Raw genomic sequence first — 25,887 nt, forward strand, 5'->3', positions numbered from 1 at the left:
AGGTGGTTGTGGGTTTTTCGCTGGCAAGCCAGCTCCTACCGTGGGGGCATAACCCTGTAGGAGCCGGCTTGCCGGCGATGGTCGTTAACGATGACGCGGGAAGCCTGGATGCCCGCGGTGGTTGTGGGTTTTTCGCTGGCAAGCCAGCTCCTACCGTGGGGGCATAACCCTGTAGGAGCCGGCTTGCCGGCGATGGTCGTCAACGATGACGCGGGACGCCTGGATGCCCGCGGCGGCTGTGGGTTTTTCGCTGGCAAGCCAGCTCCTACCGTGGGGGCATAACCCTGTAGGAGCCGGCTTGCCGGCGATGGTCGTTAACGATGACGCGGGAAGCCTGGACGCCCGCGGTGGCTGTGGGTTTTTCGCTGGCAAGCCAGCTCCTACCGTGGGGGCATAACCCTGTAGGAGCCGGCTTGCCGGCGAGGGTCGTCAACGATGACGGGGGAAGCCTGGATGCCCGCGGTGGCTGTGGGTTTTTCGCTGGCAAGCCAGCTCCTACCATGGGGCATAACCCTGTAGGAGCCGGCTTGCCAGCGAGGGTCGTTAACGATGACGGGGGAAGCCTGGATGCCCGCGGTGGTTGTGGGTTTTTCGCTGGCAAGCCAGCTCCTACCATGGGGCATAACCCTGTAGGAGCCGGCTTGCCAGCGATGGTCGTTAACGATGACGGGGGAAGCCTGGATGCCCGCGGTGGTTGTGGGTTTTTCGCTGGCAAGCCAGCTCCTACAGGGGATGGTTCAGTTTTTTGTTTGGCTTAATGGGCGCCGGCGGCCTTGTTCAGATCGCTTTCGGCCCATTCGGTGTACACACAGGCATCCGCCGTGGCCCAGCGCACGCGCACCGGGTCGCCGGCCTTGAGCGGCATGCCGGCGGCGGACAATGCCTTGACCGTCATCGAGGTGCCGCCCAGGGTTTTCACGCTGCAGGTCTGGCTTTCACCGAGGAACAGCACTTCGCCGACGATGGCCGACACTTCGTTCCAGCCTGCGGTCAATGGTTGCCCGGCGGCCTGTTCGACGCTCAGCGCGAGGGCTTTTTCCGGGCGCACCATCAGCAGCACGTCCTGCTCGCTGCGCAGGCCGCCGGTCAGGCGGATCGACAGGGATTGGCCTTCGAACGACGCCGCCGCGTTGCCCTGGGCCTTGAGCTTGAGGAAGTTGGAGTTGCCCAGGAATGAGGCGACAAACGCATTCGGCGGGTTCTGGTACAGGTCGAAACCGCTGCCCAGGCCGACGATCTTGCCGTGGCTGAAAATCGCGATGCGCTGGGACAGGCGCATGGCTTCTTCCTGGTCGTGGGTCACGTAGACGATGGTGATGCCCAGGCGCCGATGCAACTGGCGCAGCTCGTCCTGCAAGTCTTCACGCAGCTTCTTGTCGAGGGCGCCGAGCGGTTCGTCCATCAGCAGGATGCGCGGCTCGTACACCAGCGCCCGGGCGATGGCGACGCGCTGTTGCTGGCCGCCAGACAGTTGCGACGGGCGGCGATGGGCGAACTGTTCCAGTTGCACCAGCTTGAGCATGGCGTCGACGCGCTTCTCGCGCTCGGCACTGGCCAGTTTGCGGATCGCCAGGGGGAAGGCGATGTTGTCGCGTACCGACAGGTGCGGGAACAGCGAGTAGCGTTGGAACACCATGCCGATGTCGCGCTTGTGCGGCGGTACGTTGACCAGCGATTGGCCGCTCACCAAGATCTCGCCGCTGCTCGGCGTTTCAAAACCGGCGAGCATCGACAGGGTGGTGCTTTTGCCCGAGCCGCTGGAGCCGAGGAAGGTGAGGAACTCGCCGTCCTTGATGTCCAGCGAGATGTTGTCCACGGCGGCGAATTCGCCATAGAACTTGTTCAGGTTGCGCAGGCTGACCAGGGGTTGGCCAGGGTTCTGCGCGGCATCTTGGATCACTGCACTCATGTTCTGCTCCTGGGCGCTCAAGCGCGGGTTTCTGTGCGCCGGCGAACGGCGGCGGCGATGACCATGACCAGCACCGAGAGGCCGATCAGCAGCGTCGAGGCGACGGCGATCACGGGTGTCAGGTCCTGACGCAGGGTGGTCCACATTTTCACGGGAAGGGTTTGCAGGGTCGGGCTGGCCATCATCACGCTGAGCACCACTTCGTCCCATGACACGAGAAAGGCGAACAGCGCACCGGCCACCATCCCCGGGCGAATCGCCGGGAAGGTCACCTTGAACACCGCCTGCAGGCGCGACGCGCCGCAGATCACCGCGGCGTCTTCAATCGACTGATCGAACAGTTTCAGCGAGTTGATGATCGAGATGATGGTGAACGGCAACGCGACAATCACGTGGCTGACCACAAAGGCGAACATCGTGCCGGTGTAGCCGAGCTTGAGGAACAGCGCGTACACCGCCACGGCGATGATCACTAGTGGCACGATCATCGGCAGGGTGAACAGGCCATAGAGCAGTTCGCGGCCGGGGAAGCGCCCGCGCACCAGGGCAAATGCGGTGGGCAGGCCCAGCGCCACGGCGAACACGGTGGTCAGCACGGCGACCTTGAGGCTGGCCAGCGCCGCGTTCATCCAGTCGGCATTGGAGAAGAACTGGCCGTACCATTTCAGCGTCCAGCCCGGTGGCGGGAACACCAGCCATTGCGACGAGCCGAACGACAGCAGCACGATAAACACGATCGGCAGCAGCAGGAACAGCCCAATCAAACCGGTGGTGGCGTAGAGGCCCAGACGCATCCTGCGGCTCATGGCATTCGGAGTCAGCAGCATGACGGCTTACCTCGCATGGCTGGCGCCAACCGGGGATTCCGGCTGAAGCTTCAGGTAGAAGTAGAACAGCACCAGCGTGATGAAGATCAGCAACGCGGCACCGGCACTGGCCAGGCCCCAATTGAGGAACGACTGCACCTGCTGGATGATGAACTCGGGCAGCATCATGTTCTGCGCACCGCCGAGCAGCGCCGGGGTGACGTAGTAACCGAGGGACATCACGAACACCATCAACCCGCCGGAAAACAACCCCGGCCGGCACAGCGGCAGGAACACCCGGAAGAAGTTGGTCCACGGGCTCGCGCCACAGATGGAGCCGGCCTGCAGGATCATCGGGTCGATGGCCTGCATGGTCGCCTGCAACGGCAGCACGATGAACGGGATCATGATGTAGCTCATGCCGATCACCACGCCCGTCAGGTTGTGCACCATCTCCAGGGGCACATCGATGATGCCCATGGCCAGCAGCGCCTTGTTGATCACCCCCGAGGCTTGCAGCAGCACCAGCCAGGAATAGGTGCGGGCCAGCAGGCTGGTCCACATCGACAGCAGCACGATATTCAGCATCCAGCGGCCCCAGCCGCGTGGCACCAGGGTAATCGCCCAGGCCAGCGGGAAGCCCAGCAACAGGCTGAACAGGGTCACCAGGCCCGCCACCGAAAAGGTGTTGAGCAGCACGCGGGCGTAGGCCGAGTTGGCGAACAGCTGTTCATAGTTGCCCAGGCCCGGCACGGGCTCCAGCACGCCGCGCAGCAACAGCCCGATCAGCGGTGCGAGGAAGAACAGGCCGAGGAACAGCAGGGCCGGGATCAGGTTGCCCGCCCCGCGCCAGCGCTGGGCCAGGGGCGGCGATACGGCTTTGCTGCAAACCGCGCCGGCAGCGCCGAGGGCGCTCCCGGTCGGTGTGGTTGCCGTCATTTTCATTTGACTAGCCATTCATTCCACCGTGTCGCAATGGCCGGACCGTTCTTGGCCCAGTAGGCGAAATCGAGGGTGATCTGGTCCTTGGCATACGCCGTCGGCAGGTTGGGCGCCAGGACTGAATCCAGGCGCTGCACGCTATCGATATTCACCGGTGCATAGGCGGTCAGGTTGGAGAAATCGGCCTGGCCCTTGGCGCTGCTGGCACTGGCCAGGAACTTCATCGCGGCGGCTTTGTTTTTGGTGCCCTTAGGCACGACGAGGATGTCGGCCATGACCAGGTTCTGCTTCCAGCTGACGCCCACCGGTGCGCCATCTTCCTGCAGGGCGTGGATGCGACCGTTCCAGAACTGGCCCATGCTGACTTCGCCGGAGGCCAGCAGTTGCTGCGATTGCGCGCCGCCGCCCCACCAGACGATGTCTTTTTTGATGGTGTCGAGTTTCTTGAAGGCGCGGTCCAGGTCCAGGGGGTAGAGCTTGTCGGCCGCGACGCCGTCGGCCAACAGGGCCAGTTCGAGCACGCCAGGGCTGGGCCATTTGTAGAGGGCGCGTTTGCCGGGGTAGGTCTTGGTGTCGAACAGCGCGGTCCAATCCTGGGGCTTGGCGGCGCCGAGCTTGCCTTCGTTGTAGCCGAGCACGAAGGAGAAGAAGAACGAACCGACGCCATGGTCGGAGACGAAGCGCGGGTCGATCTTGTCGCGCTGGATCACCGAGAAGTCCAGCGGTTCGAGCAGGCCTTCGGCGGCGGCACGCAAGGCGAAGTCGGCCTCGACGTCTACCACGTCCCACTGCACGTTGCCGCTTTCGACCATGGCCTTGAGCTTGCCGTAGTCGGTCGGGCCGTCCTGCACCACGGTGATGCCGCTGGCCTTGCTGAAAGGGTCGGCCCACGCCTGCTTCTGCGCATCCTGGGTGCTACCGCCCCAGCTCACGAAATTCACGCTTTCGGCCGCCAGGGCCGCGTGAGTGACCGTAGCCAATAAACCCGCGAACAGCACTGCGGTTGCACGTTTGTTCAACACCATTTTCACGCCCTCATTTGTTGTGTTTTTGAGCGGGCTTGGTAATGCCCGCCTATCGGGAGCAGTAGGTCCATCGGAGCCTCTAATCGAGGCCCAAAAGGCGACCGTGCCAAGGGCTTTTATTGGTGCTGTCCCTGGCGGGCGCACTTGGCGAAAGCGTTCGGTCTATGGAATATCATATTATGGTATTCCAAACTTTGTGCAAGCATTTTGCCTTACCGGTTATCCGTCACTCGGTGAAGGGAATGCTCTCGACCACCTCCAGGTCGTAGCCAGTCAGCCCGGCGTATTTCAGGGGCGGGCCGAGGTGACGCAGCTTGCCGACGCCCAGGTCCTGCAATATCTGCGCCCCGGTGCCGACTTCCGAATAAATCCGCGATTGCGAACGGTTGAACTGGCGCGGCGCCTGGGTCAGTTGCGGTACGCGCTCCAGCAGCGCCTGGGACGATTCATGATTGGCCAGCACCACCACCACGCCACGACCTTCGGCCGCGACGCGTTGCAGGGCGGCCCACAGCGTCCAGTTGGACGGACCGCTGTAGTCGGCGCCGACCAGGTCGCGCAGCGGGTCGATCACATGCACGCGCACCAGCGTAGGTTCATCGTGGCGCAACGGGCCCATCACCATGGCCATGTGTACGCCACCGTCGATGCGGTCTTCAAAGGTGATCAGGCGGAACGTGCCATGCACCGTGGGCAGGTCGCGTTCACCAATGCGCGCCACGGTGCGTTCGGTGCTGAGGCGGTAGTGAATCAGGTCGGCGATAGTGCCGATCTTGATCCCGTGCTTGCGCGCGAAGATCTCCAGCTCAGGCCGGCGGGCCATGGTGCCATCGTCGTTCATCACTTCGACGATCACCGAGGCTGGCGTATGCCCGGCCAGGCGTGCCAGGTCACAGCCGGCTTCGGTGTGGCCGGCGCGGGTCAGCACGCCGCCGTCTTTGGCGCGCAACGGAAAGATGTGCCCGGGCTGCACGATATCGGCCGGCCCGGCATTCACGTCCACGGCTGCCGCCACCGTGCGTGCGCGGTCGGCGGCAGAGATACCGGTGGTCACACCGCTGGCCGCTTCGATGGACACGGTAAACGCGGTGCTGAACGCGCTGCCATTGCTCGGTACCATCTGCTCCAGGCCCAGGCGCTGGCAGTGTTCGTCGGTGAGGGTCAGGCAGATCAGACCACGGGCTTCACGGGCCATGAAACTGATAGCCTCGGCACTGCAGCACGCCGCAGGCAGCAGCAGGTCGCCTTCGTTTTCCCGGTCTTCGTCGTCTACCAAGAGCACCATCTTGCCTTGGCGGTAGTCTTCGATGATGTCTGCGATGCTGTTGAAGGACATGTTGGGTGCTCGATTTGTTGGTTGTATGTATTATGGTATACCACAAAAACCAAGCAAGAGGATGTCGCGATGAAGGCCTACTGGATTGCCCATGTAGATGTGTCCGATGCAGAGCAGTACACGCAGTACACCCAACGCGCGCCGGCGGCGTTTGCGCAGTTTGGCGGGCGGTTTCTGGCCAGGGGCGGGCGCAGCGAAGCGATGGAAGGCGGGCCGGCGCGGCAGCGTAATGTGGTGATTGAGTTCGATAGCTATGAGCAGGCGGTGGCGTGTTACGAATCTGCCGAGTATCAGGCGGCGAAGGCCCACCGTGAGGGGGTAGGGCAGGCGCAGATCATCATCGTGGAAGGCCTGGCGCCTTAGGTATATCAGTCCAAGTATTGTTCCCAATGTGGGAGGGGGCTTGCTCCCGATGGCAGTGGTTCAGTCACCTCATTCAGTGGCTGACACACCGCTATCGGGGGCAAGCCCCCTCCCACATTGGGTTCGGTGGTGTGGAATAGGATGCGTTGCAGCGCCCTGGTTTCGACGATGAGCAGGGCTGATTCACGCGCTTCAAACTGTGGGAGGGGGCTTGCCCCCGATAACGGTGTGTCAGCCAACGACGATGTTGAATATGCCACTGCCATCGGGAGCAAGCCCCCTCCCACATTTGAACCGAGTTCAGCTTGAAGATCAGCGGATGAAGTGGATCTTGCCGCTGTCGTCATTCCCGATGTAGATGCCATACACCCCGGCCTGGCGTTCCTCGATGTAGCGTTCGAGGATCTGCCGGATCGCCGGGTAGTAGATGCTGTCCCAGGGAATGTCCTCGGGCGCGAAGAATTGATAGTCGAGGGTCTCCGGCCCGAACTGGCCGGTGATCTCCAGCGCGATGGCGCGGAAGATGATGTACACCTCGCTGATCTTCGGCACGCTGAAGATCGAGTAGGGCGAGACGATCTCGGCGCGCACGCCGCTTTCTTCCCAGACTTCGCGCAACGCGGCCTGCTCGGTGGTCTCGCCGCCTTCCATGAAACCGGCCGGCAGGGTCCAGGTGCCGGGGCGCGGTGGGATCGCCCGTTGGCACAGCAGGTACTTGCCGTCCTGCTCGATGATGCAGCCGGCGATGATCTTGGGATTGATGTAGTGGATATAGCCGCAACCGCGGCACATCAGGCGCTCATGCGTATCACCCGGAGGCAGCTGGTGACCGAGGTCACTGCCGCCGCATTTGGGGCAAAAGCTTGGCCTGAACACGGTCAGTGACCTATACGCGGTTCTTTGAGGGCGATGGGCAGGGTGATCTCGGGGATCTTGCCGGTCTCTTCCTGTTTGCGCTTGAGGTAATCCAGGGCCACGGCCGCCGCGGCGCGCACGTGATCGACGCAGGCCTGGTGGGCGGCGAGTGGGTCGCCACTCTTGATCGCCTGGACCATGCGTTCCATTTCCTGATTGCTGGTGCCGCGACGGTTTTCCTGGGACACCGACGTCGCGCGCAGGTAGCTGATGCGCGCCTGCAATTGACGCAACTGGGTGGCGGCCACATGGTTGCCGGAGCCTTCGAGCAACACGTCGTAGAAACCCTGTACCGAATCGATGACCTGTTGCAGTTCGCCGTCCTTGAGGGCCTTGCGGTTTTCCTCCAGGGCTTTTTCCAGGGCCTTGATGTCCTTGGCCTTGGCGCGCAGGGTGAACAACTGCACGATCAAACCTTCGAGCACGCAGCGCAGTTCATAGATGTCGACGGCATCGGCCAGGGTGATGATCGCCACCTGGGGCCCCTTGGCATCGGCGAATTCCACCAGGCCTTCGGACTCCAGGTGACGCAAGGCTTCGCGCACCGAGGTACGGCTGACGCCGAGGCGGTCGCACAGGTCGCGCTCCACCAGGCGGTCACCCGGCAGCAGCTGGAAGTTCATGATGGCGCTGCGCAGTTTCTCCAGCACGATTTCGCGCAGGGTGACCGGGTTGTGATTGACCTTGAAGCTGTCGTCGAGGGGCAGGCGTTTCATGGGGGCTGCTCTGAATGGGGCGGTTAACGGGATGCCTCGGCATCGGCTTCGGCGAAGGCTTCCCGGGCCAGCCGGAAGCTGTCCACGGCGGCGGGAACCCCGCAATAGATGCCGACCTGAAGCAGAATTTCGCGTATTTGTTCACGACTCAGGCCGTTACGCAAGGCGCCGCGCACATGCAGCTTGAGCTCGTGAGGCCGATTGAGGGCCGAAATCATTGCCAAGTTTATCATGCTGCGTTCTTTAAGCGACAAACCCTCCCGGCCCCACACATGGCCCCAGCAGTATTCGGTGACCATCTCTTGCAAGGGGCGGGTGAAGTCGTCGGCGTTCTCGATCGAGCGCTGCACATAGGCTTCGCCCAGCACCTGGGTGCGGATCTTCAGCCCCTGCTCATACTTTTCGTTGCTCATTGCACACAGCTCCTCAAGCCAGGGTGGGCAGCGGGCCCAGCTTGCCTTTGTGATAGATCATCGGCGTGACCGGTTGCTCGGGCAGGATCAGGTTCTTCACGGCGCCGACGATGATCGCGTGATCGCCGCCGTCGTATTCGCGCCACAGCTCGCACTCGATGATCGCCGTGGCCTTGGCCAGCAGCGGGTTGCCCAATTCGCTCAGGTGCCACTCGATGCCCTTGGCTTTTTCCTTGCCTTTGCTGGCGAAGGCATAGGCTTCGGCGGTCTGGTCGGCGGACAGCAAGTGAATCGCAAAGCGCTTGCTGTCACGCAGGATCGGGTAGGTGTCCGACGCATAGTTGGGGCAGAACAGCACCAGGGCCGGGTCGATCGACAGCGCGCTGAACGCGCTGGCGGTGATGCCGACGATGCCGCCGTCCGGGTCGAGGGTGGTGACCACCGTGACCCCGGACGGGAACGAGCTCATGACGTCTTTGTAAATGCCGGGTTCGATCATGGTTGTGGACTCTTAACGCATCACAAAAGGATCAGGCATGGGCGCCTGGGAGAGGTTGATCCACACCGTCTTCAGCTCGGTGTAGGCCAGCACCGAATCGATGCCGCTTTCGCGTCCGTAGCCGCTGTTCTTGAAGCCGCCGATGGGCGCCATGGCCGACACCGCGCGGTAGGTGTTGACCCAGATGATCCCCGAGCGCACATCGCGCGCCAGGCGGTGGGCGCGCCCGAGGTCGCGGGTCCAGATACCGGCAGCGAGGCCGAACTGCGAGTCGTTGGCGATGGCCAGTGCTTCGGCTTCGTCCTTGAAACGGATGACCGAGGCCACCGGCCCGAATACTTCCTCTTGCATGATCTTCATCGAGTTGCGGTCGCACTCGAACAGCGTCGGCTCATAGAACCAGCCTTCGCCAAGGTTCTGCGGGCGCTTGCCGCCGGTGCGCAGGCGTGCCCCTTCGGCGATGGCGTCCGCCACCAGGCCTTCGACCACGGCCAGTTGCTGCGCGGTGGCCATGGGGCCCATTTCGCTGGCGTCGTCTTGCGGGTTGCCGATGCGGATGCGTTGGGCGCGCGCTACCAGGCGCTCGACGAATTCGTCGTAGATAGCGTCCTGCACCAGCAGGCGCGAACCGGAGACGCAACTCTGCCCGGACGCCGCGTAGATGCCGGCGATTGCACCATTGATGGCGCTGTCGAGGTCGGCGTCGGCAAAAATGATATTCGGCGACTTGCCGCCCAGTTCCAGGGAGAGTTTGGCGAAGTTCTCCGCGCTGCTGCGCACCACATGCCTTGCCGTGGCCGCGCCGCCGGTAAAGGCGATCTTGCGCACCAGCGGGTGGCGGGTGAGGGCGGCGCCAGTGCTGGGGCCAAAGCCTGTGACCACGTTGACCACGCCCGCTGGAATGCCGGCTTCGAGGGCCAGGCGCGCCAGTTCCAGGACGGTCGCCGAGGCATGTTCCGACGGCTTGATCACGATGGTATTGCCCGCCGCCAGGGCCGGCGCGAGTTTGATCGCGGTCAGGTACAGCGGGCTGTTCCACGGAATGATCGCAGCGACTACGCCCATGGCTTCATGCACGGTGTAGGCGAACAGGTCGGGCTTGTCCAACGGCAGGGTGCCGCCTTCGAGCTTGTCGGCCAGGCCGGCGGTATAGTGGAAAAACTCCGGCAGGTAGCTGACCTGGCCACGGGTTTCGCGGATCAGCTTGCCGTTGTCGCGGCTTTCCAGCTGGGCCAGGTGTTCCTTGTTCGCGGCGATCAGGTCACCCAGGCGGCGCAGCAGTTTGCCCCGCGCGGTGGCGGTGAGGCCGCGCCAGGCCGGGCTGTCGAAGGCACTTTGCGCGGCCTGCACGGCGCGCTCCACGTCGGCTTCGTCGGCGTCGGGCAATTGCGCCCAGGGTTCGGCCAGGGCCGGGTTGAGGCTGTCGAAGGTCTTGCCGGAGAGGGCATCGACCCATTCACCGCCGATGCACATCTGGAAGCGTGCGAGTGTCATGCAACGATCCCCTTGATTGGAGTGTTTTGGACGTACACCGTGTCGAGGAACCCCAGCAGCAACTGGTTGACCAGGCGCGGCGATTCTACCGGCATCATATGCCGTTGCTCGGCCAGCACCGCAACGCTGGCGCCGGGAATGCGATCGGCCAGTTGCCGGGCCATTTCCGGGGTCGAGCCAGGGTCGAGTTCGCCGGTGGCGACCAGGGTCGGTGCGCGCAACCCCGGGAGGTCGTCGGCACGGTACATGTCCTGGGTCGCAAACAGTTCATAGGTGGTCAGGTAACCCTGGGGGTCGTTGCCCGCCAGGGTTTCACGCAGCGCGGCGATCTGCGCCGGGTTGGCCGCCTGGTATTCACGACTGAACCAGCGCGACAGTGCGGCTTCGGCATTCGCGTCGGGGCCGTGTTCGGCGGCCTGGGCGGTACGTGCGATGACCCCGGCACGCTGTTCAGGGCTGCGGTTGAACACACTGTTGAGCACCACCAGGCCCTTCAGACGCTCGGGGTAATGCAAGGCAAACGCCCGCGCGACCAGGCCGCCCATGGAAAACCCGATCACCGTGGCCTGGGGCAGTTGCAGGTGGTCGAGCAGTTCCAGCAACTGATCGGCATAGCCGAGCAGCGGGGTGTCGGCGGCCGGGCGCGGGCTGGCGCCATGGCCGAGCATGTCATAGGTGATCACGCGGTAGTTCGTGGCCAGGCCAACGACTTGCCCGCCCCACATTTCTTTATTCAGGCCCACGCCGTGGATCAAAACCACAGGCTGGCCTTGGCCGGTCGCCAGATAACTGGTGCCAGCCGGGGTGCGTTCAGCGGTGAGCCGAATCATGGAGCGCTCCTGCATGCTTTTTGTTGGGGTGGCCGGTCTTGCTTACTGGGCTTTTTCAGCCGCCAGCTCTTCCAGGTCGATATAACGGTTGCCGATGCGCGGATGCAGGCGGCCGCCATCGGCGCAACCCAGGACCACGACGATTTCGTCGGCACGCGGCGCATCTTCGATCTGCATCTCCAGGGTGATGTAGTGCGAACGCAGGCCTTCGTCGTCCTTGTGCATCATCGGGATCTGGATCGACGTGCCCGGGCCGCCGCGCTTGTTGGTAAAACTCAGGTAGCTCTTGGCCTTGACCGCCTCACGGTAGTGGTTGCCGAAGCGCAGGGTGTGGATGATCGCGCTGGCATGTTCGATCTCGCCGTCGGCACCGACCACTGCCGCCTTGCCGTAGGCCTCGATTTTTTCCGCGCCGCCGATGATGCCCACCAGGCGCTCGACCATCAGCGCGCCGAGGTCGGAGCAATTGGCACGGATCTCAGGCTTGAGGTCTTCGACGAAACCGCGACCCAGCCAAGGGTTTTTCAGCACCACGGCCAGGCCGACCATGGTCACGGGAGTGTCCGCGGCTTTACCGCCTTCGATAAAGGTTTCTTCTACGTAGCTGACGATCTTGCGGATTTCGAAACTCATGGGCTGCTCCGTCTGATGTGAGAGGTCTGCGTATGATGGTATACCATAATACGAGAATCGCAATAGACGTCAGCACGTTCGAATGATCGGCGGTTGCACGCCAGCCTTATCCGCGGATGCGGACAGTGACGCCGAGGTCGGCGGGAGGTATTGGCGTGTTGATGCACCTCAAGGCGACCGGTTGCGCGGTCGGGCTCAAGGTAGAGGCTGGCGTGGGGTAAGCAGCAGAGGCGGTGAGTGGCTCACCGCCTTGCATTGGCGGGGGTTAGAACTTGAAGCGGCCTACCAGGCCTTTGAGCTGCCCGGAGATATCCGTCAAACGGCCAGAGCCGGTCTGCGCCGAGTGGGCAAAGTCTTCCACCAGTTGGGCATCGGCGTGGATTTGCGCGATGTGCTGGTTGATCTGTTCGGCGACCTGGTGCTGTTCCTCGGCGGCGGTGGCGATCTGGGTGTTCTGGTCGCGGATCGAGTCCACCGAGCCTTGGATCTTGTCGAAGCTGTCGCGGGCCTGCTGGATGCGTTCCACACTGGTTTGCGACACCTGCAGGCTGCCTTGCATCTGCAGGGTGACTTCCTGGGTGCGGCGCGCGAGGTTGCCGAGCAGGCTGTCGATCTCGCCGGTGGAGTCGGCGGTGCGGCGGGCCAGGGCGCGCACTTCGTCGGCGACCACCGCGAAGCCGCGGCCCTGGTCACCGGCGCGCGCGGCTTCAATCGCCGCGTTGAGCGCCAGCAGGTTGGTCTGCTCGGCAATCGAGCGGATCGTGTCGAGGATGGTGTTGATGTTTTTGCTGTCCTGCTCCAACTGCTGCATGGTCTGGGTCGACTTTTGCAGGTCTTCGCTCAGTTTGAGCACGCTGCCGGTGGCTTCGCCGATATGCTGCTGGCCGTCGTGTACATCGCGGTAGCCTGCGTCGGCGCTGGACGCGGCGGCGCTGCAGGAGCGGGCGACTTCGTTGGCGGTGGCCACCATTTCGTTGAATGCGGTACTCACCAGCTCCACGGCTTCACGTTGGCGACCGGCGGCCTGGTTCAGGTTGTTGGCCACTTCGCGGGTGTCGGCGGCGGCGCTTTGCAGGTCGGAGGATGCGCTGCCGATGCGCTGTACCAACTGGGCGATCATGCCCAGGAACTGGTTGAACCAGCCGGCCAGGCTAGCGGTTTCGTCCTTGCCTTGCACCTTGAGTTGGCGGGTGAGGTCGCCTTCACCTTCGGCGATTTCTTGCAGACCGTCGGCGACCCCGCGAATCGGGCGCACGATCATGCTGGCGAAGCTCGCGCCGACAATCGCGAAGACCACGGCGAGTACCGCTGCGATGGCTGCGATCAGCCAGGTCAGGCGGGTGGCGTCGGCCATCACTTCGTCGCGCTTGATCAAGCCGATAAAGCGCCAGCCCAGGTCTTTGGAGCTGACCACGTTGGCCATGTAAGCCACACCATCAATATCCACTCGGGTCACGCCGTCGCCGCGCTTGGCCAGTTCGGCGTAGTTGGCGCCGAGTTCGGCCATCGGCTTGAAGTTGTGCTTGGCGTCGCTGGGGTCCACCAGCACGTTGCCGTTGGCTTCCACCAGCATCAGGTAGCCGCTGTCGCCCAGCTTGATGTTGCGCACCAGTTCGGTGAGCTGCTTGAGCGAGACGTCCAGGCCGACCACGCCGAGCAGGGTGCCGCTGGCGTCGACCACGGTGTGGACCGTGCCGATCAGCACCACATCGTCCGGCGCCCAGTAATAGGCCCCGGTCCGCACGGTGGTGCCCGGAGCGGCCACGGCGGCTTTGTACCAGGGGCGTACACGCGGGTCGTAGTTGTTCAGTTTGGTGTCGTCAGGCCAGCTCGCATAACCGCCGTCGCTCAGGCCCAGGGACAGGTAGGCGGTGCTTGGATGGCTTTTGGCGAACTGCTCGAATATCGCCAGCAGCTCTTTATTCGTTGGTGTCAGTGGGATTTGTGCGGCGTCGGCACCGGCGTAGTTCTTCAGCTCCTTGGCCGCGACAACGCGAGGGTCTTTGGCCACGTACTCGACGTTCTGGCTGATGCCGTCGAAGAACTGCTTCATGCCGTTATCGATCTGACGGATCTCGCGGCCGCTGCTGTCGAGGAAATTGGCCACAGCCGCCTCGCGCAGGTTCAGCACCACCAGCACCGCCACCAGGATAACCGGCACGCACGCGATGGCCGCAAACGCCCAGGTCAGCTTTTGCTTGATATTCATGACTTCTCCCGCGGGTATTTATAGTTTTGGCAAGGGGAAAACAGTAGCGTCGCATGTATTGTTATGAGGGGTGCGCCCATGCGTACCCCTTATATCGACCGTCGGGGCACGCACTTGAGGCCGTGGAGGCGTTCAGCCGATACGGTTGCCGCCCAGCGCATCGCGCTGCATCGACTGCAGGTTGTTCTCGATGGTTTCGCAGATGGTTTCCATCTGGATCTGATGTTCGCTGGAGTGAAACGGGCTTTGCAGGTCGGTGCCGATACGCTCGATGGCCAGCAGCATGAAGCCCACCACCGTGGAGGCCAGCGGGGTGAACCAGCCCAGGGATTCGACCAGGCCCACCGGCACGATCAGGCAGAACAACGAAATGAACAGGCGCGGGAAGTACACGTAAGGGTAGGGCAGCGGGGTATTGGCGATGCGTTCCATGCCGCCCTGGGCGTTGGACAAATCCACCAGCGTCGACTCCAGCCGCGCCAGGCGAATGCTGTCCAGGTGCCCGGCCTTGTATTCCCTGGCCAACAGCGCCGCCGAGCCGGTGAGGATGTCATTGGCGAAATTGTTGGTGGCGCCGTTGCGCGCAAATTCCTCGGCCGGAATAAATGCCTGCACCTCGTCCGGGCACGGCCGGCCCTTGAGATGGGCGGCCAGGCAGTTCACATAGGCCACATGGCGGCGCAACAGGGTGGCCTTTACCGGGTTCACGTCGTTGCCGAGGTCATCCAATAGCGTCAGCACCTGCCGCGCGAAACTGCGCGAATTGTTGACCATCGCGCCCCATAAGGTGCGCGCTTCCCACCAGCGGTTGTAGGCGCTGCTGTTACGAAAACTGATCAGCACCACCAGCGCTGAACCGAGCAAGGTCAGGGGCATCAGCGGCAGGTTGATCTTGGTGGTGAGAAACAGCATGAAGTCCACGGTGACGGCGACGTCCCACAGCAACAGCCAGAACAGGGCCCAACCGACATAACCCATGGTTTTGATGATCAGGCGGTATTTTTTGACGATGGCGGCTTTCAAACGGAGACCTCGCGGCGAGCGGTAAGCAACAGTGCCTAAGCTCGGACGTTGGTTTGCCGTGAAAGGTTCGGTGAAGGAGGGCGGTACACCGGGTCAAATCAATGATTGCGCCCGTCGAGCTGGGTAGAGAGCAAGGACCACCACCATGCTATGCTCGAAAAGCTAACAGAGGGATTCCAAATGACGAGTACAACCGATGTCAGTATTGCCAGCAAAGTGCGCAGGCTGGCTAAAGCGCATCATGTCACCGCTGAACGTGACAGCATCAGCCGAATGGCGGTTGCCATCACCGGACTGGCTGGTGATGCGGTCGAATTGGATGGTGTGGAACAGTTATTGGTCAACCTTAAGCGCAAGGGTATTTTGAGCAAGTCGGAAACCCTTGCACTTCAAGGCAGTTATCTTCAGGAGAAGCGCCGCGCCAAGAAGAAACTCAGCGCATGAGTTTTGATCCTTTCGGAGATTTTGATACCGCTGGATATCTTCAAAACGCGTTACAGCTTAAAGATCCTATGGAGGTCAAGGAGTCCGAGCATCTGTCCTTTGAGTTGAGCATGGAAGATGCACTGGGTTATTTGGCCAAGAAAAAACCGATTGATTACAAGTCGGTCCTCAAAGTACACGAAATCTTGTTTTCTGATTTCTATCACTGGGCGGGTAAAGATCGAAATGATCTGGTGCCGCATCTTGCCGTATTCAAGGGTTCCCACGACGATCCTTGGCATACTGTCTTTGAACATCCTGGCTCGATCAAGCGCTCCATTGACTATGCGCTTGAACTGGCGTCGAACAAGAAGCGCTTCAGAGAGCGTCCTGGCGATGTGATGGGGCAACTAGCATTTGCGCACCCTTTTCTTGATGGTAATGGGCGCACGATTCTGCTTGTTTTCATGGAGCTTTGTTATCGCGCCAAGTTCGCCATTGAGTGGTCGAAAACGAACAAGGACGATTATCTTCGGGCACTTAGCGAAGAGCTCAGGGCACCGTTCAAGGGGGAACTGAATAATTACTTGAAACCCTTTGTCGTCGATATTGCCCACCGTGATGAATGGCCGGGGATGATAGGTGGCATCAAGGGATTGGATGGCCTGGATAAAGAAGGGATAACTTACGAAAATCTGGACGATCCTGAGGTTCAACAGATCTACAAAACCTATCGAGCACAACTGATCGATACGCCCCCGTCCGCAAAATAGAGCAGTGACGTAATACGCTCGGATCGCTGTCCTGATCCTATCGTTTACCGCTGAGCCAGAACACTCGCCAGCAACCCGGGAAAACGCGCCTCAAGCACATCCGCGCGCAACGAATTCAGATGCGTGGTGCCGACGCTGCGGGTGTGGACCAGCCCGGCATCGCGCAGCACGCGGAAGTGGTGGGACATGCTGGATTTCGGCCGTCCGCCGTCCAGTTCGCCGCAGGTGGCCTCGGGCACGTCGGCCAGGTAGCGGATGATTTCCAGGCGCACCGGGTCGCTCAAGGCGTAGAGCACGCGTTCGAGTGTCAGGTCTTGCAGGGCGGGGTGTTTGAAGGCTCGCATAAAACAAATGATAACAGGGCTGGTGTTGAATACCATAGTTCGAATACCATCGAACTATCGAATCAATCACTCGCTCCTGGAGGTGCCTGATGGCTGCCTTGTTTGAACCCTACAAACTCAAAGACGTGACCTTGCGCAATCGCATCGCGATCCCGCCGATGTGCCAGTACATGGCCAACGACGGCATCGTCAACGACTGGCACCACGTTCACCTGGCCAGCATGGCCCGTGGCGGCGCCGGTTTGCTGGTGGTCGAAGCCACCGCGGTGTCCCCTGAAGGCCGTATCACTCCTGGTTGTGCGGGTATCTGGAGCGATGCCCACGCCCAGGCGTTCGTGCCGATGGTCAAGGCCATCAAGGCTGCTGGCGCGGTGCCAGGCATTCAGATCGCCCACGCCGGTCGCAAGGCCAGTGCCAACCGCCCATGGGAAGGCGACGACCATATCCCCGCTTCCGATGCGCGCAGCTGGGAGACCATTGCGCCTTCGGCCATTGCGTTCGGCGCCAACCTGCCTAACGTGCCGCGCGCCATGACCCTGGACGACATCGCCCGCGTGCGCCAGGACTTCGTCGACGCCGCCCGCCGTGCCCGCGACGCCGGTTTTGAATGGATCGAACTGCACTTCGCCCACGGTTACCTGGGCCAGAGCTTTTTCTCCGAACATTCCAACCAGCGCACCGACGCCTACGGCGGCAGCTTCGATAATCGCAGCCGTTTCCTCCTGGAAACCCTGGCCGCCGTGCGCGAAGTCTGGCCGGAAAACCTGCCGTTGACCGCGCGTTTCGGCGTGATCGAATACGACGGCCGTGACGAGCAGACGCTGACCGAATCCATCGAACTGGCCCGTCGCTTCAAGGCCGGTGGCCTCGACCTGCTGAGCGTCAGCGTCGGCTTCACCATTGCTGACACCCAGATCCCGTGGGGCCCGGCGTTCCTCGGGCCGATCGCTGAGCGCGTGCGTCGCGAAGCCGGCATCCCGGTCACTTCGGCCTGGGGGTTTGGCACGCCGCAACTCGCTGAAGGTGCGTTGCAGGCCGGGCAGGTGGATTTGGTCTCGGTGGGGCGCGCGCATCTGGCTGATCCGCATTGGGCGTACTTTGCCGCCAAGGAACTGGGGGTAGAGAACGCCTCCTGGACCTTGCCTGCGCCGTATGCCTATTGGTTGGAACGCTATCGCTGAGGCGGCCGCTCAGCCCGACCTGTGGGAGATGTCACACCGATGCCGGCAGGCCCGCCGCCATCGAAGCCTCGCTAAAGCTCGACATCTCCCACATTTGATCTCCAAGGCTGACAGAAAGTGTTCTTGCGCCCCCGCCTTGCGGGTGCCGTCGAGCCTCACGGTTGTCGAGCGAGGGTGGGGCTTATAACGGCGTCAGCACATTCATCACCGTATCCAGCGCCACCCGCGTGTCGTCCAGTTGCACCAGCGAGGCATGCCGGGCGCCGAGGGCATCGCGGTTCTGGATCGCGGTGAGGATCGCCTTGTGCCGGGGCAGGCTCAGGCCCTGGATATCCGGGCGGCGGTTGGTGATGTTGATCGACTCGCGCAGCGGCAGCGACAGCATGTTGCACATATACGCCAGCAGGTCGTTGCGCGTGGCGTCGGCAATCGCACGGTGGAAGTCCAGGTCGGCCTGTAGCAGCGCGTCGTGGGTCTGCGCGGTTTCCATGCCGAGGTAGGCTTTTTCGATGGTGGCGATGTCTTCAGCGGTCGCGGTGGTCGCGGCCATGGCGGCGATTTCCGGTTCGAGGATGCGCCGCACGCCGGCCAGGGTGTTGAAGAACTCGCTATGGGGGGTGGACTGCATCAACCAGGACAGTACGTCCGGGTCGAGCAGGTGCCACTTCACCCGCGGCCGCACCACCGCGCCTACCCGTGGCTTGGAATACACCAGGCCCTTGGCGCTGAGCACCCGGGTCGCCTCGCGCAATACCGAGCGGCTGACCTTGTACTCCTCACACAGCGTGGCCTCCATGGGCAGTCGTTCTTCTGGCTTGAAGCGACCGGAAACGATGTGCATGCCCAAGTCCTGGACGATCTGGGCATGCATGCTCTTGCGCGGCTTGGACGGCTGGTGATCCATAACGACAGGGATGCTCTGGCTAAATAGGCGGCATCATAGCATCCCAATTAGTGGGAATGACGTGGGACTTCGGCCCCGCGGCAACCCACCAGGAAATCGAAGTCGCAGCCCTGGTCCGCCTGCAGCACATGGTCGATGTACAGCTGGCGATAGCCGCCGACGATCAGCTTCTGCGGTGGTTTCAGGTCAGCCATGCGCGCCGCCAGCTCGGCGTCGGGGATGTCCAGGTGCAAGCGCCCGTTGGCGCAGTCGAGTTCGATCCAGTCGCCTTCGCGCACCGCAGCCAACGGCCCGCCGGCAGCGGCTTCCGGTGCGACGTGCAAGACCACCGTGCCATACGCCGTGCCGCTCATGCGCGCATCGGAAATCCGCACCATGTCGGTCACGCCCTGGGCCAGCAGCTTGGCGGGCAGGCCCATGTTGCCGACTTCGGCCATGCCCGGATAACCCTTGGGCCCGCAGTTTTTCATGACCAGGATCGAGTGGGCGTCCACCTCCAGTTCCGGGTCGTTGATGCGCGCCTTGTACATGTCGAAATCCTCGAACACCACGGCGCGGCCACGGTGCTGCATCAGCTCCGCGCTGGCGGCCGACGGCTTGAGCACCGCGCCCAGCGGGGCCAGGTTGCCGCGCAGCACACAGATGCCTCCGTCGGCGCGGATCGGGTTGTCGAGGGTGCGGATCACTTCGTCCTGGCCGTAGATCGGCGAGTCCTTGGTGTTCTCGCCCAGCGACTTGCCATTGACGGTCAAGGCGTTCGGGTGCGGGATCAGGTTGGCTTCACCGAGCCGGCGCAGCACCGCCGGCAGGCCACCGGCGTAGTAGAACTCTTCCATCAAGAAACGCCCGGACGGTTGCAGGTCGACGATGGTCGGCATGCCGCGCCCGATGCGCGTCCAGTCGTCCAGGTCCAGCTCCACGCCGATGCGCCCGGCGATGGCTTTGAGGTGGATCACCGCATTGGTCGAACCGCCGATGGCCGCGTTCACGCGAATCGCGTTTTCGAAGGCTTCCTTGGTGAGGATCTTCGACAGCTTCAAGTCTTCGCGCACCATCTCCACCGCACGCATGCCGGACATATGCGCCAGCACATAACGCCGTGCATCCACCGCCGGGATCGCCGCGTTGTGGGGCAGGGAGGTGCCGAGTGCCTCGGCCATGCAGGCCATGGTCGACGCGGTGCCCATGGTGTTGCAGGTGCCCGCCGAACGCGACATGCCGCCCTCGGCCGCGAGGAAGTCATCCAGGCTGATGGTGCCGGCCTTGACCTGTTCGCTGAGCTGCCACACCACCGTGCCCGAGCCGATGTCCTGGCCCTTGTGCTTGCCGTTGAGCATCGGCCCGCCGGTGACCACGATGGCCGGCACGTCGCAACTGGCCGCGCCCATCAGCAGCGCCGGGGTGGTTTTGTCGCAGCCGGTCAGCAACACCACGCCGTCGATGGGGTTGCCGCGAATCGCTTCTTCCACGTCCATGCTCGCCAGGTTGCGCGTGAGCATGGCGGTAGGGCGCAGATTCGATTCGCCATTGGAGAACACCGGGAATTCCACGGGGAAGCCGCCGGCCTCGATCACGCCGCGTTTGACGTGCTCGGCGATCTGGCGGAAATGCGCGTTGCACGGCGTCAATTCCGACCAGGTATTGCAGATACCGATGATCGGTTTGCCATGGAACTGATGGTCGGCGATGCCCTGGTTCTTCATCCAGCTGCGGTACATGAAGCCGTTCTTGTCGGCGGTACCGAACCACTGGGCGGAGCGTAGGCCGGGCTTTTTATCAGGCATGATGGTTTCTCTTATTGTATGACTATATGTTCTATGCGTGCTTAAACATAAGCGCAAAATCGAAGCTTTGGAAGAGTTGTTTTGCAAATAGTCCTACTATATAGTCTGACTTAACTGAGGTATGGCCCTGGCGGATTTTCGCGAGAGGCGTCCCCCGAGCTTCTATAAAAACAACAATCGGAGATCGACCCCCATGAGCCAGGAACTGCGGCTTATACGGCGCATCACGCTGAAACTGATTCCCTTCCTCATCCTGCTGTACCTGATCGCCTACGTGGACCGCTCCGCCGTGGGCTTCGCCAAGCTGCACATGGGCGCCGACGTCGGCATCGGTGATGCGGCCTACGGTTTGGGCGCGGGTCTGTTCTTCATTGGCTATTTCCTGTTCGAGATCCCCAGCAACCTGATGCTCGATCGCTTCGGCGCGCGGCGCTGGTTCGCGCGCATCATGCTCACCTGGGGCGCCATCACCATCGGCATGGCGTTCGTGCAGGGGCCACACAGCTTCTATGTGATGCGCTTTCTGCTCGGCGCGGCGGAGGCCGGGTTCTTTCCTGGCGTTCTGTACTACATCACCCAGTGGTTCCCGGTGCGCCATCGCGGCAAGATCCTCGGGCTGTTCATCCTCTCCCAGCCGATCGCGATGATGATCACCGGCCCCGTGTCCGGCGGCCTGCTGGGCATGGACGGCGTCCTCGGCCTGCACGGCTGGCAATGGCTGTTCATCGTCATCGGCACCCCGGCGCTCCTGCTCACCTGGCCGGTGCTGCGCTACCTGCCGGACGGCCCCAAGCAGGTCAACTGGATGAGCGAGGACGAAAAAACCTGGCTCACCGGCGAACTGGCCAAGGACCTGCAAGCCTACGGCCAGACCCGCCACGGCAACCCGCTGCACGCCCTCAAGGACAAGCGCGTGTTGCTGCTGGCGCTGTTCTACCTGCCGGTGACCCTGAGCATCTACGGCCTGGGCCTGTGGTTGCCGACCCTGATCAAGCAGTTCGGCGGCACGGACCTGGTTACCGGCTTTGTGTCGGCGGTGCCGTATATCTTCGGCATCGTCGGGCTGTTGATCATCCCGCGCAGTTCCGACCGTTTGAACGACCGCTATGGCCACCTGGCGGTGCTCTATGTACTGGGTGCCATCGGCCTGTTCTGCAGTGCCTGGCTGAGTGTGCCGGTGCTGCAAATGGCCGCGCTGTGCCTGGCGGCGTTCGCACTGTTTTCCTGCACGGCGGTGTTCTGGACCCTGCCGGGGCGGTTTTTCGCCGGCGCCAGTGCGGCAGCGGGCATTGCGTTGATCAACTCGGTGGGCAACCTCGGCGGCTACATCGGCCCGTTCGTGATCGGCGCGCTCAAGGAATACACCGGCAACCTGGCTTCGGGCTTGTACTTTTTGTCCCTGGTGATGGTGTTCGGGCTGGTCTTGACCGGCGTGGTCTACCGCGTGCTGGAGCGCAAGCATGTGCTGCCTGCCGAGCAATTTGCCGCCAGTGCCCGTGGCGCCACACGTACTTAATCGAGGAGAAGTTTCATGCGTTTAGTTCAGTTCGAGGTGTCCAACGGCGAGCGCCGGGTCGGCGTGGTGGAGGGCAGCCAGGTGCGCGAAGTGCTTAGCGCCCACAGTGTGCGCGAGTTGGCGCTGGCCGCGATCGAAGCCGGCGTGGGCCTGGTGCAGCAGGTGCAGAGCCTCGGCCTGGGCGACAGTCATCATTACGCCGAGCTGCTGGCCGACCTGAAGATCCTGCCACCGCTGGACCACCCGGACCCGGCCCATATGCTGATCAGCGGCACCGGCCTGACCCACCTGGGCAGCGCGTCGGCGCGGGACAAGATGCACCAGCAGGCCGGTGACGACAGCGCGTTGACCGACACCATGCGTATCTTCAAGTGGGGCGTGGAAGGCGGCAAACCGGCGGCCGGCCAGGCGGGCGTGCAGCCGGAGTGGTTCTACAAGGGCGATGGCAGCATCGTGGTGCGCCCCGGCGCGGCGTTCCCGGTGCCGCCCTTTGCCGAAGACGCCGGCGAAGAGCCGGAGATCGGCGGGCTGTATGTGATCGGCCACGACCGCAAGCCCTATCGCCTGGGTTTCGCGGTGGGCAACGAGTTCTCCGACCATGTGATGGAACGCAAGAACTACCTGTACCTGGCCCATTCCAAACTGCGCAGTTGCAGCTACGGCCCGGAGTTGCGCGTGGGCGAGTTGCCCCGGCATCTTGCGGGCACCAGCCGCATCCTGCGCAACGGCGAGGCGATCTGGCAGAACGAGTTCCTCAGTGGCGAGGCCAATATGTGCCACAGTCTGGAAAACCTTGAGTACCACCACTTCAAGTACAGCCAGTTCCTCAAACCCGGCGATGTACACATTCATTTCTTCGGCACCGCCACCCTGTCATTCGCCGACGGTATACGTACCCAACCGGGCGATGTGTTCGAGATCAGCCAGGCCGAGTTCGGCGCGCCGCTTGTCAATCGTGTCGGCAGTGCCGACGCCGTCTTCGAACCCGGCGACGTCATCACCCTTTAAAGGAGAGCCACATGCCCCAGTTCCTTGGTCACAACTACATCGGCGGCCAGCGCAGCGCCAACGGCAGCCTCAAGCTGCAGAGCGTCGATGCGGCGACCGGCGAAGCCTTGCCCCAGGATTTCTACCAGGCGACCCCGCAGGAAGTCGACGCCGCCGCCAAGGCCGCGGCAGCGGCTTACCCGGCGTACCGCGCCCTGAGTGCATCGCGCCGCGCGCAGTTCCTTGACGCGATCGCCGATGAGCTGGACGCGCTGGGCGATGCCTTCGTCGAACTGGTCTGCCGTGAAACCGCGCTGCCCGCTGCGCGTATCAAAGGCGAGCGCGGCCGCACCAGCGGGCAGATGCGGCTGTTCGCCACGGTGTTGCGTCGCGGCGATTTCTACGGCGCGCGCATCGACAAGGCACTGCCGGATCGCCAGCCGCTGCCACGCCCGGACCTGCGCCAGTACCGCATCGGCCTGGGCCCGGTTGCGGTGTTTGGCGCGAGCAACTTCCCCCTGGCGTTTTCCACGGCGGGCGGGGATACCGCCGCCGCGCTGGCGGCCGGCTGCCCGGTGGTGTTCAAGGCCCACAGTGGGCATATGGCCACGGCCGAGCGCGTCGCCGATGCGATCATTCGCGCAGCCGAGACCACCGAGATGCCGGCGGGCGTGTTCAACATGATCTTCGGCGGCGGTGTCGGTGAAGCGCTGGTCAAGCACCCGGCGATCCAGGCAGTCGGCTTTACCGGCTCGCTCAAGGGCGGGCGCGCCCTGTGCGACATGGCGGCAGCGCGTCCGCAGCCGATCCCGGTATTCGCCGAGATGTCGAGCATCAACCCGGTCATCGTGTTGCCCCAGGCCCTGCAGGCGCGGGCCGAAACCGTGGCACGCGAGCTGACTGCCTCGGTGGTGCAAGGCTGCGGCCAGTTCTGTACCAACCCCGGTCTGGTGATCGGCCTCGCGTCGCCGGCCTTCAGCGCGTTCACCCAGCAGGTGGCGCAACTGATCGGCGATCAGCCGGCGCAGACCATGCTCAATGCCGGCACCTTGAGCAGCTATGACAAGGGCCTGCAAAAACTGCTGGCGCACCCCGGCATCCAACACCTGGCCGGTCAGGCTCAAGCCGGGCAACAGGCGCGGCCGCAGTTGTTCAAGGCCGATGTCAGCCTGCTGATCGACGGCGATGAAGTGCTGCAAGAGGAAGTGTTCGGCCCCACCACGGTGTTCGTCGAAGTCGCCGACCAGGCCCAGCTCAGCGCCGCCTTGCATGGCCTGCACGGCCAGCTCACGGCGACGATCATCGGCGAGCCGGCCGACCTGCAACAGTTCGCCGAACTCACGCCGCTGCTGGAGCAGAAAGTCGGGCGTATCCTGCTCAATGGTTACCCGACCGGCGTGGAAGTCTGCGATGCGATGGTGCATGGCGGGCCGTACCCGGCGACGTCGGATGCGCGTGGCACCTCGGTCGGCAGCCTGGCCATCGACCGCTTCCTGCGCCCGGTGTGTTTCCAGAACTACCCGGACAGCCTGCTGCCCGACGCGTTGAAAAACGCCAACCCGTTGCGTATCCAGCGCCTGGTGGATGGCACACCGTCACGCGACTCGCTGTAACGCGCACCTGAGAACAATAACAATCCAGGAGGCAACATGTCGTTTCACGCCGTCAGCGCACACCGTGCGCAACTGGGGGAGGGCCCGTTCTGGGACGTGCCCACCCAGGCCCTGTATTGGGTCGACATCGCTGGCAAACAGGCGCTGCGCCTGCTGGACGGGCAGTTGCAGGCCTGGCGGTTGCCGGAGCATGTGTCCGCGTTTATCCCGTGTGAACGCGGCGATGCGCTGGTGACCTTGAGCAGCGGCGTCTACCGACTGGACCTGGCGAGCGCCGCCTTGAGCCTGTTCTGCGTGGCCGACCCGCACGCGGGCAACCGTGGCAATGAAGCGCGCTGCGATGCCCAGGGCCGCCTGTGGCTGGGCACCATGCAGAACAACATCGGCGAGCACGGCGAAGACCTGCCCGTTACGCGACGTTCCGGCGGGCTGTTTCGTGTGGATGCCGATGCGCGGGTCACGCCGTTGCTGCACGGCCTGGGTATTCCCAACACCTTGCTGTGGAGCGACGACGGCCGCCAGGTGCATTTCGGCGACAGCCTCGACGGCACGCTGTATCGGCATGCGATCCAAGCGAACGGCCAACTCGACCCCGCCCAGCCCTGGTTCGGCCCGCATGGGCGCGGCGGGCCGGACGGGTCGGCGATGGACAGTCAGGGCTACATCTGGAACGCGCGCTGGAACGGCAGTTGCCTGCTGCGCCTGACGCCGGACGGTGAAGTCGATCGCATCGTCGAACTGCCCGTCAGCCGCCCCACCAGTTGCGTGTTCGGCGGGCCCGACCTCACCACCCTGTACATCACCAGCGCCGCCAGCCCCTTGGATCACCCCTTGGACGGTGCGGTGTTGGCCATGGAGGTCGATGTGCCCGGCAAACCGTGTCACCGCTTTGCTGGCTGAACGCTATACCGCTTCACCGCTTTACCCCTGTAGGAGCGAGCTTGCTCGCGAAAAACGTTAACGATGACGCGCGCATCCTGAATGCACGCGGCGCTCTCTGGCTTTTCGCGAGCAAGCTCGCTCCTACAAAAAAAAGAAAACAACAATAAGGAGTCAACCGTATGAATCGTCGTCGTGCTATCCGTTCCTTGTGCTGCGCCGCTGTGGCGGTCTCGGCCATCAGCTTGAGTGGGCTGTCGCTGGCCGCTGAAGCAGTAAAAATCGGCTTCCTGGTCAAACAAGCCGAAGAACCCTGGTTCCAGACCGAATGGGCCTTCGCCGAAAAGGCCGGCAAGGAACATGGTTTCAC

Annotated in this window: 25 protein-coding genes and 2 pseudogenes; 9 read left to right on the forward strand and 18 right to left on the reverse strand. The window is 63.0% G+C overall.

Annotation, left to right across the window (positions count from 1 at the left end; genetic code table 11):
- Positions 1–754: 754 nt before the first annotated feature.
- From C8K66_RS29275 to ribBA, 5 genes are all read right to left on the reverse strand, one after another.
- The gene (locus tag C8K66_RS29275) at positions 755–1,909 is read right to left on the reverse strand and encodes an ABC transporter ATP-binding protein (protein ID WP_057006017.1); all 1,155 of its coding nucleotides are present in this window, start codon (positions 1,907–1,909) and stop codon (positions 755–757) included.
- 17 nt (positions 1,910–1,926) lie between these two features.
- Positions 1,927–2,736 carry an ABC transporter permease gene (locus C8K66_RS29280; protein ID WP_079443540.1) on the reverse strand — a complete coding sequence of 270 codons (810 nt, stop codon included), beginning with the start codon at positions 2,734–2,736 and terminating at the stop codon, positions 1,927–1,929.
- A gap of 6 nt (positions 2,737–2,742) precedes the next feature.
- The gene (locus tag C8K66_RS29285; protein WP_046383897.1) at positions 2,743–3,660 is read right to left on the reverse strand and encodes an ABC transporter permease; all 918 of its coding nucleotides are present in this window, start codon (positions 3,658–3,660) and stop codon (positions 2,743–2,745) included.
- Positions 3,657–4,682: an ABC transporter substrate-binding protein gene (locus tag C8K66_RS29290; protein WP_108526656.1), complete on the reverse strand. Its 1,026-nt coding sequence runs from the start codon at positions 4,680–4,682 to the stop codon at positions 3,657–3,659. The genes C8K66_RS29285 and C8K66_RS29290 overlap by 4 nt, the downstream gene beginning before the upstream one ends.
- A 226-nt stretch (positions 4,683–4,908) precedes the next feature.
- On the reverse strand, positions 4,909–6,018 hold the full coding sequence (gene ribBA, locus C8K66_RS29295; protein WP_108526657.1) for a bifunctional 3,4-dihydroxy-2-butanone-4-phosphate synthase/GTP cyclohydrolase II: 1,110 nt from the start codon (positions 6,016–6,018) through the stop codon (positions 4,909–4,911).
- A gap of 69 nt (positions 6,019–6,087) precedes the next feature.
- Between ribBA and C8K66_RS29300 the strand changes: the two genes are divergently transcribed.
- Positions 6,088–6,381: a DUF1330 domain-containing protein gene (locus C8K66_RS29300; RefSeq protein WP_046383894.1), complete on the forward strand. Its 294-nt coding sequence runs from the start codon at positions 6,088–6,090 to the stop codon at positions 6,379–6,381.
- A gap of 312 nt (positions 6,382–6,693) precedes the next feature.
- On the opposite strand, the gene C8K66_RS29310 is transcribed toward C8K66_RS29300, so the two are convergent.
- The 10 genes and pseudogenes from C8K66_RS29310 to C8K66_RS29350 form a co-directional block, all read right to left on the reverse strand.
- Positions 6,694–7,257: an NUDIX hydrolase gene (locus tag C8K66_RS29310; protein ID WP_046383893.1), complete on the reverse strand. Its 564-nt coding sequence runs from the start codon at positions 7,255–7,257 to the stop codon at positions 6,694–6,696.
- Positions 7,258–7,259: 2 nt separating this feature from the next.
- Positions 7,260–8,012, reverse strand: a complete 753-nt coding sequence (locus C8K66_RS29315; protein ID WP_010567342.1) for a GntR family transcriptional regulator — start codon at positions 8,010–8,012, stop codon at positions 7,260–7,262.
- Between the two features lie 23 nt (positions 8,013–8,035).
- The gene (locus C8K66_RS29320; RefSeq protein ID WP_046383892.1) at positions 8,036–8,425 is read right to left on the reverse strand and encodes a carboxymuconolactone decarboxylase family protein; all 390 of its coding nucleotides are present in this window, start codon (positions 8,423–8,425) and stop codon (positions 8,036–8,038) included.
- Positions 8,426–8,438: 13 nt separating this feature from the next.
- Positions 8,439–8,924, reverse strand: coding sequence for a flavin reductase family protein (locus C8K66_RS29325; RefSeq protein ID WP_010567340.1), 486 nt, complete (start codon positions 8,922–8,924; stop codon positions 8,439–8,441).
- Between the two features lie 12 nt (positions 8,925–8,936).
- On the reverse strand, positions 8,937–10,418 hold the full coding sequence (locus C8K66_RS29330) for an aldehyde dehydrogenase (RefSeq protein WP_046383891.1): 1,482 nt from the start codon (positions 10,416–10,418) through the stop codon (positions 8,937–8,939).
- Positions 10,415–11,248: an alpha/beta fold hydrolase gene (locus tag C8K66_RS29335; RefSeq protein WP_108526659.1), complete on the reverse strand. Its 834-nt coding sequence runs from the start codon at positions 11,246–11,248 to the stop codon at positions 10,415–10,417. The genes C8K66_RS29330 and C8K66_RS29335 overlap by 4 nt, the downstream gene beginning before the upstream one ends.
- A gap of 42 nt (positions 11,249–11,290) precedes the next feature.
- Positions 11,291–11,881, reverse strand: a complete 591-nt coding sequence (locus tag C8K66_RS29340; protein WP_046383889.1) for an amino acid synthesis family protein — start codon at positions 11,879–11,881, stop codon at positions 11,291–11,293.
- Between the two features lie 265 nt (positions 11,882–12,146).
- Positions 12,147–13,001 carry a methyl-accepting chemotaxis protein gene (locus C8K66_RS31770; RefSeq protein ID WP_370737513.1) on the reverse strand — a complete coding sequence of 285 codons (855 nt, stop codon included), beginning with the start codon at positions 12,999–13,001 and terminating at the stop codon, positions 12,147–12,149.
- 6 nt (positions 13,002–13,007) lie between these two features.
- A pseudogene (locus tag C8K66_RS31775) lies at positions 13,008–14,090 on the reverse strand (cache domain-containing protein); the annotation flags it as partial.
- A gap of 132 nt (positions 14,091–14,222) precedes the next feature.
- The gene (locus C8K66_RS29350; RefSeq protein WP_108526660.1) at positions 14,223–15,113 is read right to left on the reverse strand and encodes a bestrophin family protein; all 891 of its coding nucleotides are present in this window, start codon (positions 15,111–15,113) and stop codon (positions 14,223–14,225) included.
- 180 nt (positions 15,114–15,293) lie between these two features.
- Here C8K66_RS29350 and C8K66_RS29355 point away from each other — a divergent pair, with 180 nt between their 5' ends.
- Positions 15,294–15,557 (forward strand): hypothetical protein, encoded by a 264-nt coding sequence (locus C8K66_RS29355; protein ID WP_017847895.1) that lies wholly within the window; start codon positions 15,294–15,296, stop codon positions 15,555–15,557.
- Positions 15,554–16,309, forward strand: coding sequence for a Fic family protein (locus tag C8K66_RS29360; RefSeq protein WP_108526661.1), 756 nt, complete (start codon positions 15,554–15,556; stop codon positions 16,307–16,309). Before C8K66_RS29355 ends, C8K66_RS29360 begins: the two co-directional genes overlap by 4 nt.
- A gap of 44 nt (positions 16,310–16,353) precedes the next feature.
- Here C8K66_RS29360 and C8K66_RS29365 read toward each other — a convergent pair whose 3' ends face one another.
- The gene (locus tag C8K66_RS29365; RefSeq protein ID WP_032804674.1) at positions 16,354–16,653 is read right to left on the reverse strand and encodes a helix-turn-helix transcriptional regulator; all 300 of its coding nucleotides are present in this window, start codon (positions 16,651–16,653) and stop codon (positions 16,354–16,356) included.
- An 89-nt stretch (positions 16,654–16,742) separates the two neighbouring features.
- On the opposite strand from C8K66_RS29365, the gene C8K66_RS29370 reads away from it, so the two are divergent.
- Entirely contained in the window at positions 16,743–17,834 is a 1,092-nt protein-coding gene (locus tag C8K66_RS29370; protein WP_046383887.1) for an NADH:flavin oxidoreductase/NADH oxidase, read from the forward strand.
- A gap of 181 nt (positions 17,835–18,015) precedes the next feature.
- Here the strand turns inward: C8K66_RS29370 and C8K66_RS29375 are convergent, their stop codons facing one another.
- Positions 18,016–18,738: a FadR/GntR family transcriptional regulator gene (locus C8K66_RS29375; protein ID WP_017847891.1), complete on the reverse strand. Its 723-nt coding sequence runs from the start codon at positions 18,736–18,738 to the stop codon at positions 18,016–18,018.
- Between the two features lie 47 nt (positions 18,739–18,785).
- Positions 18,786–20,522 (reverse strand): IlvD/Edd family dehydratase, encoded by a 1,737-nt coding sequence (locus C8K66_RS29380; protein WP_017847890.1) that lies wholly within the window; start codon positions 20,520–20,522, stop codon positions 18,786–18,788.
- A gap of 193 nt (positions 20,523–20,715) precedes the next feature.
- Here C8K66_RS29380 and C8K66_RS29385 point away from each other — a divergent pair, with 193 nt between their 5' ends.
- The 5 genes and pseudogenes from C8K66_RS29385 to C8K66_RS29405 form a co-directional block, all read left to right on the forward strand.
- Positions 20,716–22,038 carry an MFS transporter gene (locus C8K66_RS29385; protein ID WP_017847889.1) on the forward strand — a complete coding sequence of 441 codons (1,323 nt, stop codon included), beginning with the start codon at positions 20,716–20,718 and terminating at the stop codon, positions 22,036–22,038.
- 15 nt (positions 22,039–22,053) lie between these two features.
- Positions 22,054–23,046: an AraD1 family protein gene (araD1, locus tag C8K66_RS29390; RefSeq protein ID WP_046383885.1), complete on the forward strand. Its 993-nt coding sequence runs from the start codon at positions 22,054–22,056 to the stop codon at positions 23,044–23,046.
- An 11-nt stretch (positions 23,047–23,057) separates the two neighbouring features.
- A complete protein-coding gene (locus tag C8K66_RS29395; RefSeq protein WP_046383884.1) occupies positions 23,058–24,638 on the forward strand; it encodes an aldehyde dehydrogenase (NADP(+)) in 1,581 nt (526 codons plus the stop codon).
- Positions 24,639–24,674: 36 nt separating this feature from the next.
- Positions 24,675–25,538 carry an SMP-30/gluconolactonase/LRE family protein gene (locus C8K66_RS29400; protein ID WP_046383883.1) on the forward strand — a complete coding sequence of 288 codons (864 nt, stop codon included), beginning with the start codon at positions 24,675–24,677 and terminating at the stop codon, positions 25,536–25,538.
- A gap of 161 nt (positions 25,539–25,699) precedes the next feature.
- Positions 25,700–25,887, forward strand: a pseudogene (locus C8K66_RS29405) (arabinose ABC transporter substrate-binding protein); the annotation flags it as partial.

This window comes from Pseudomonas sp. GV105 (genome assembly GCF_003058185.1).
Classification (GTDB): Bacteria; Pseudomonadota; Gammaproteobacteria; order Pseudomonadales; family Pseudomonadaceae; genus Aquipseudomonas; species Aquipseudomonas veronii.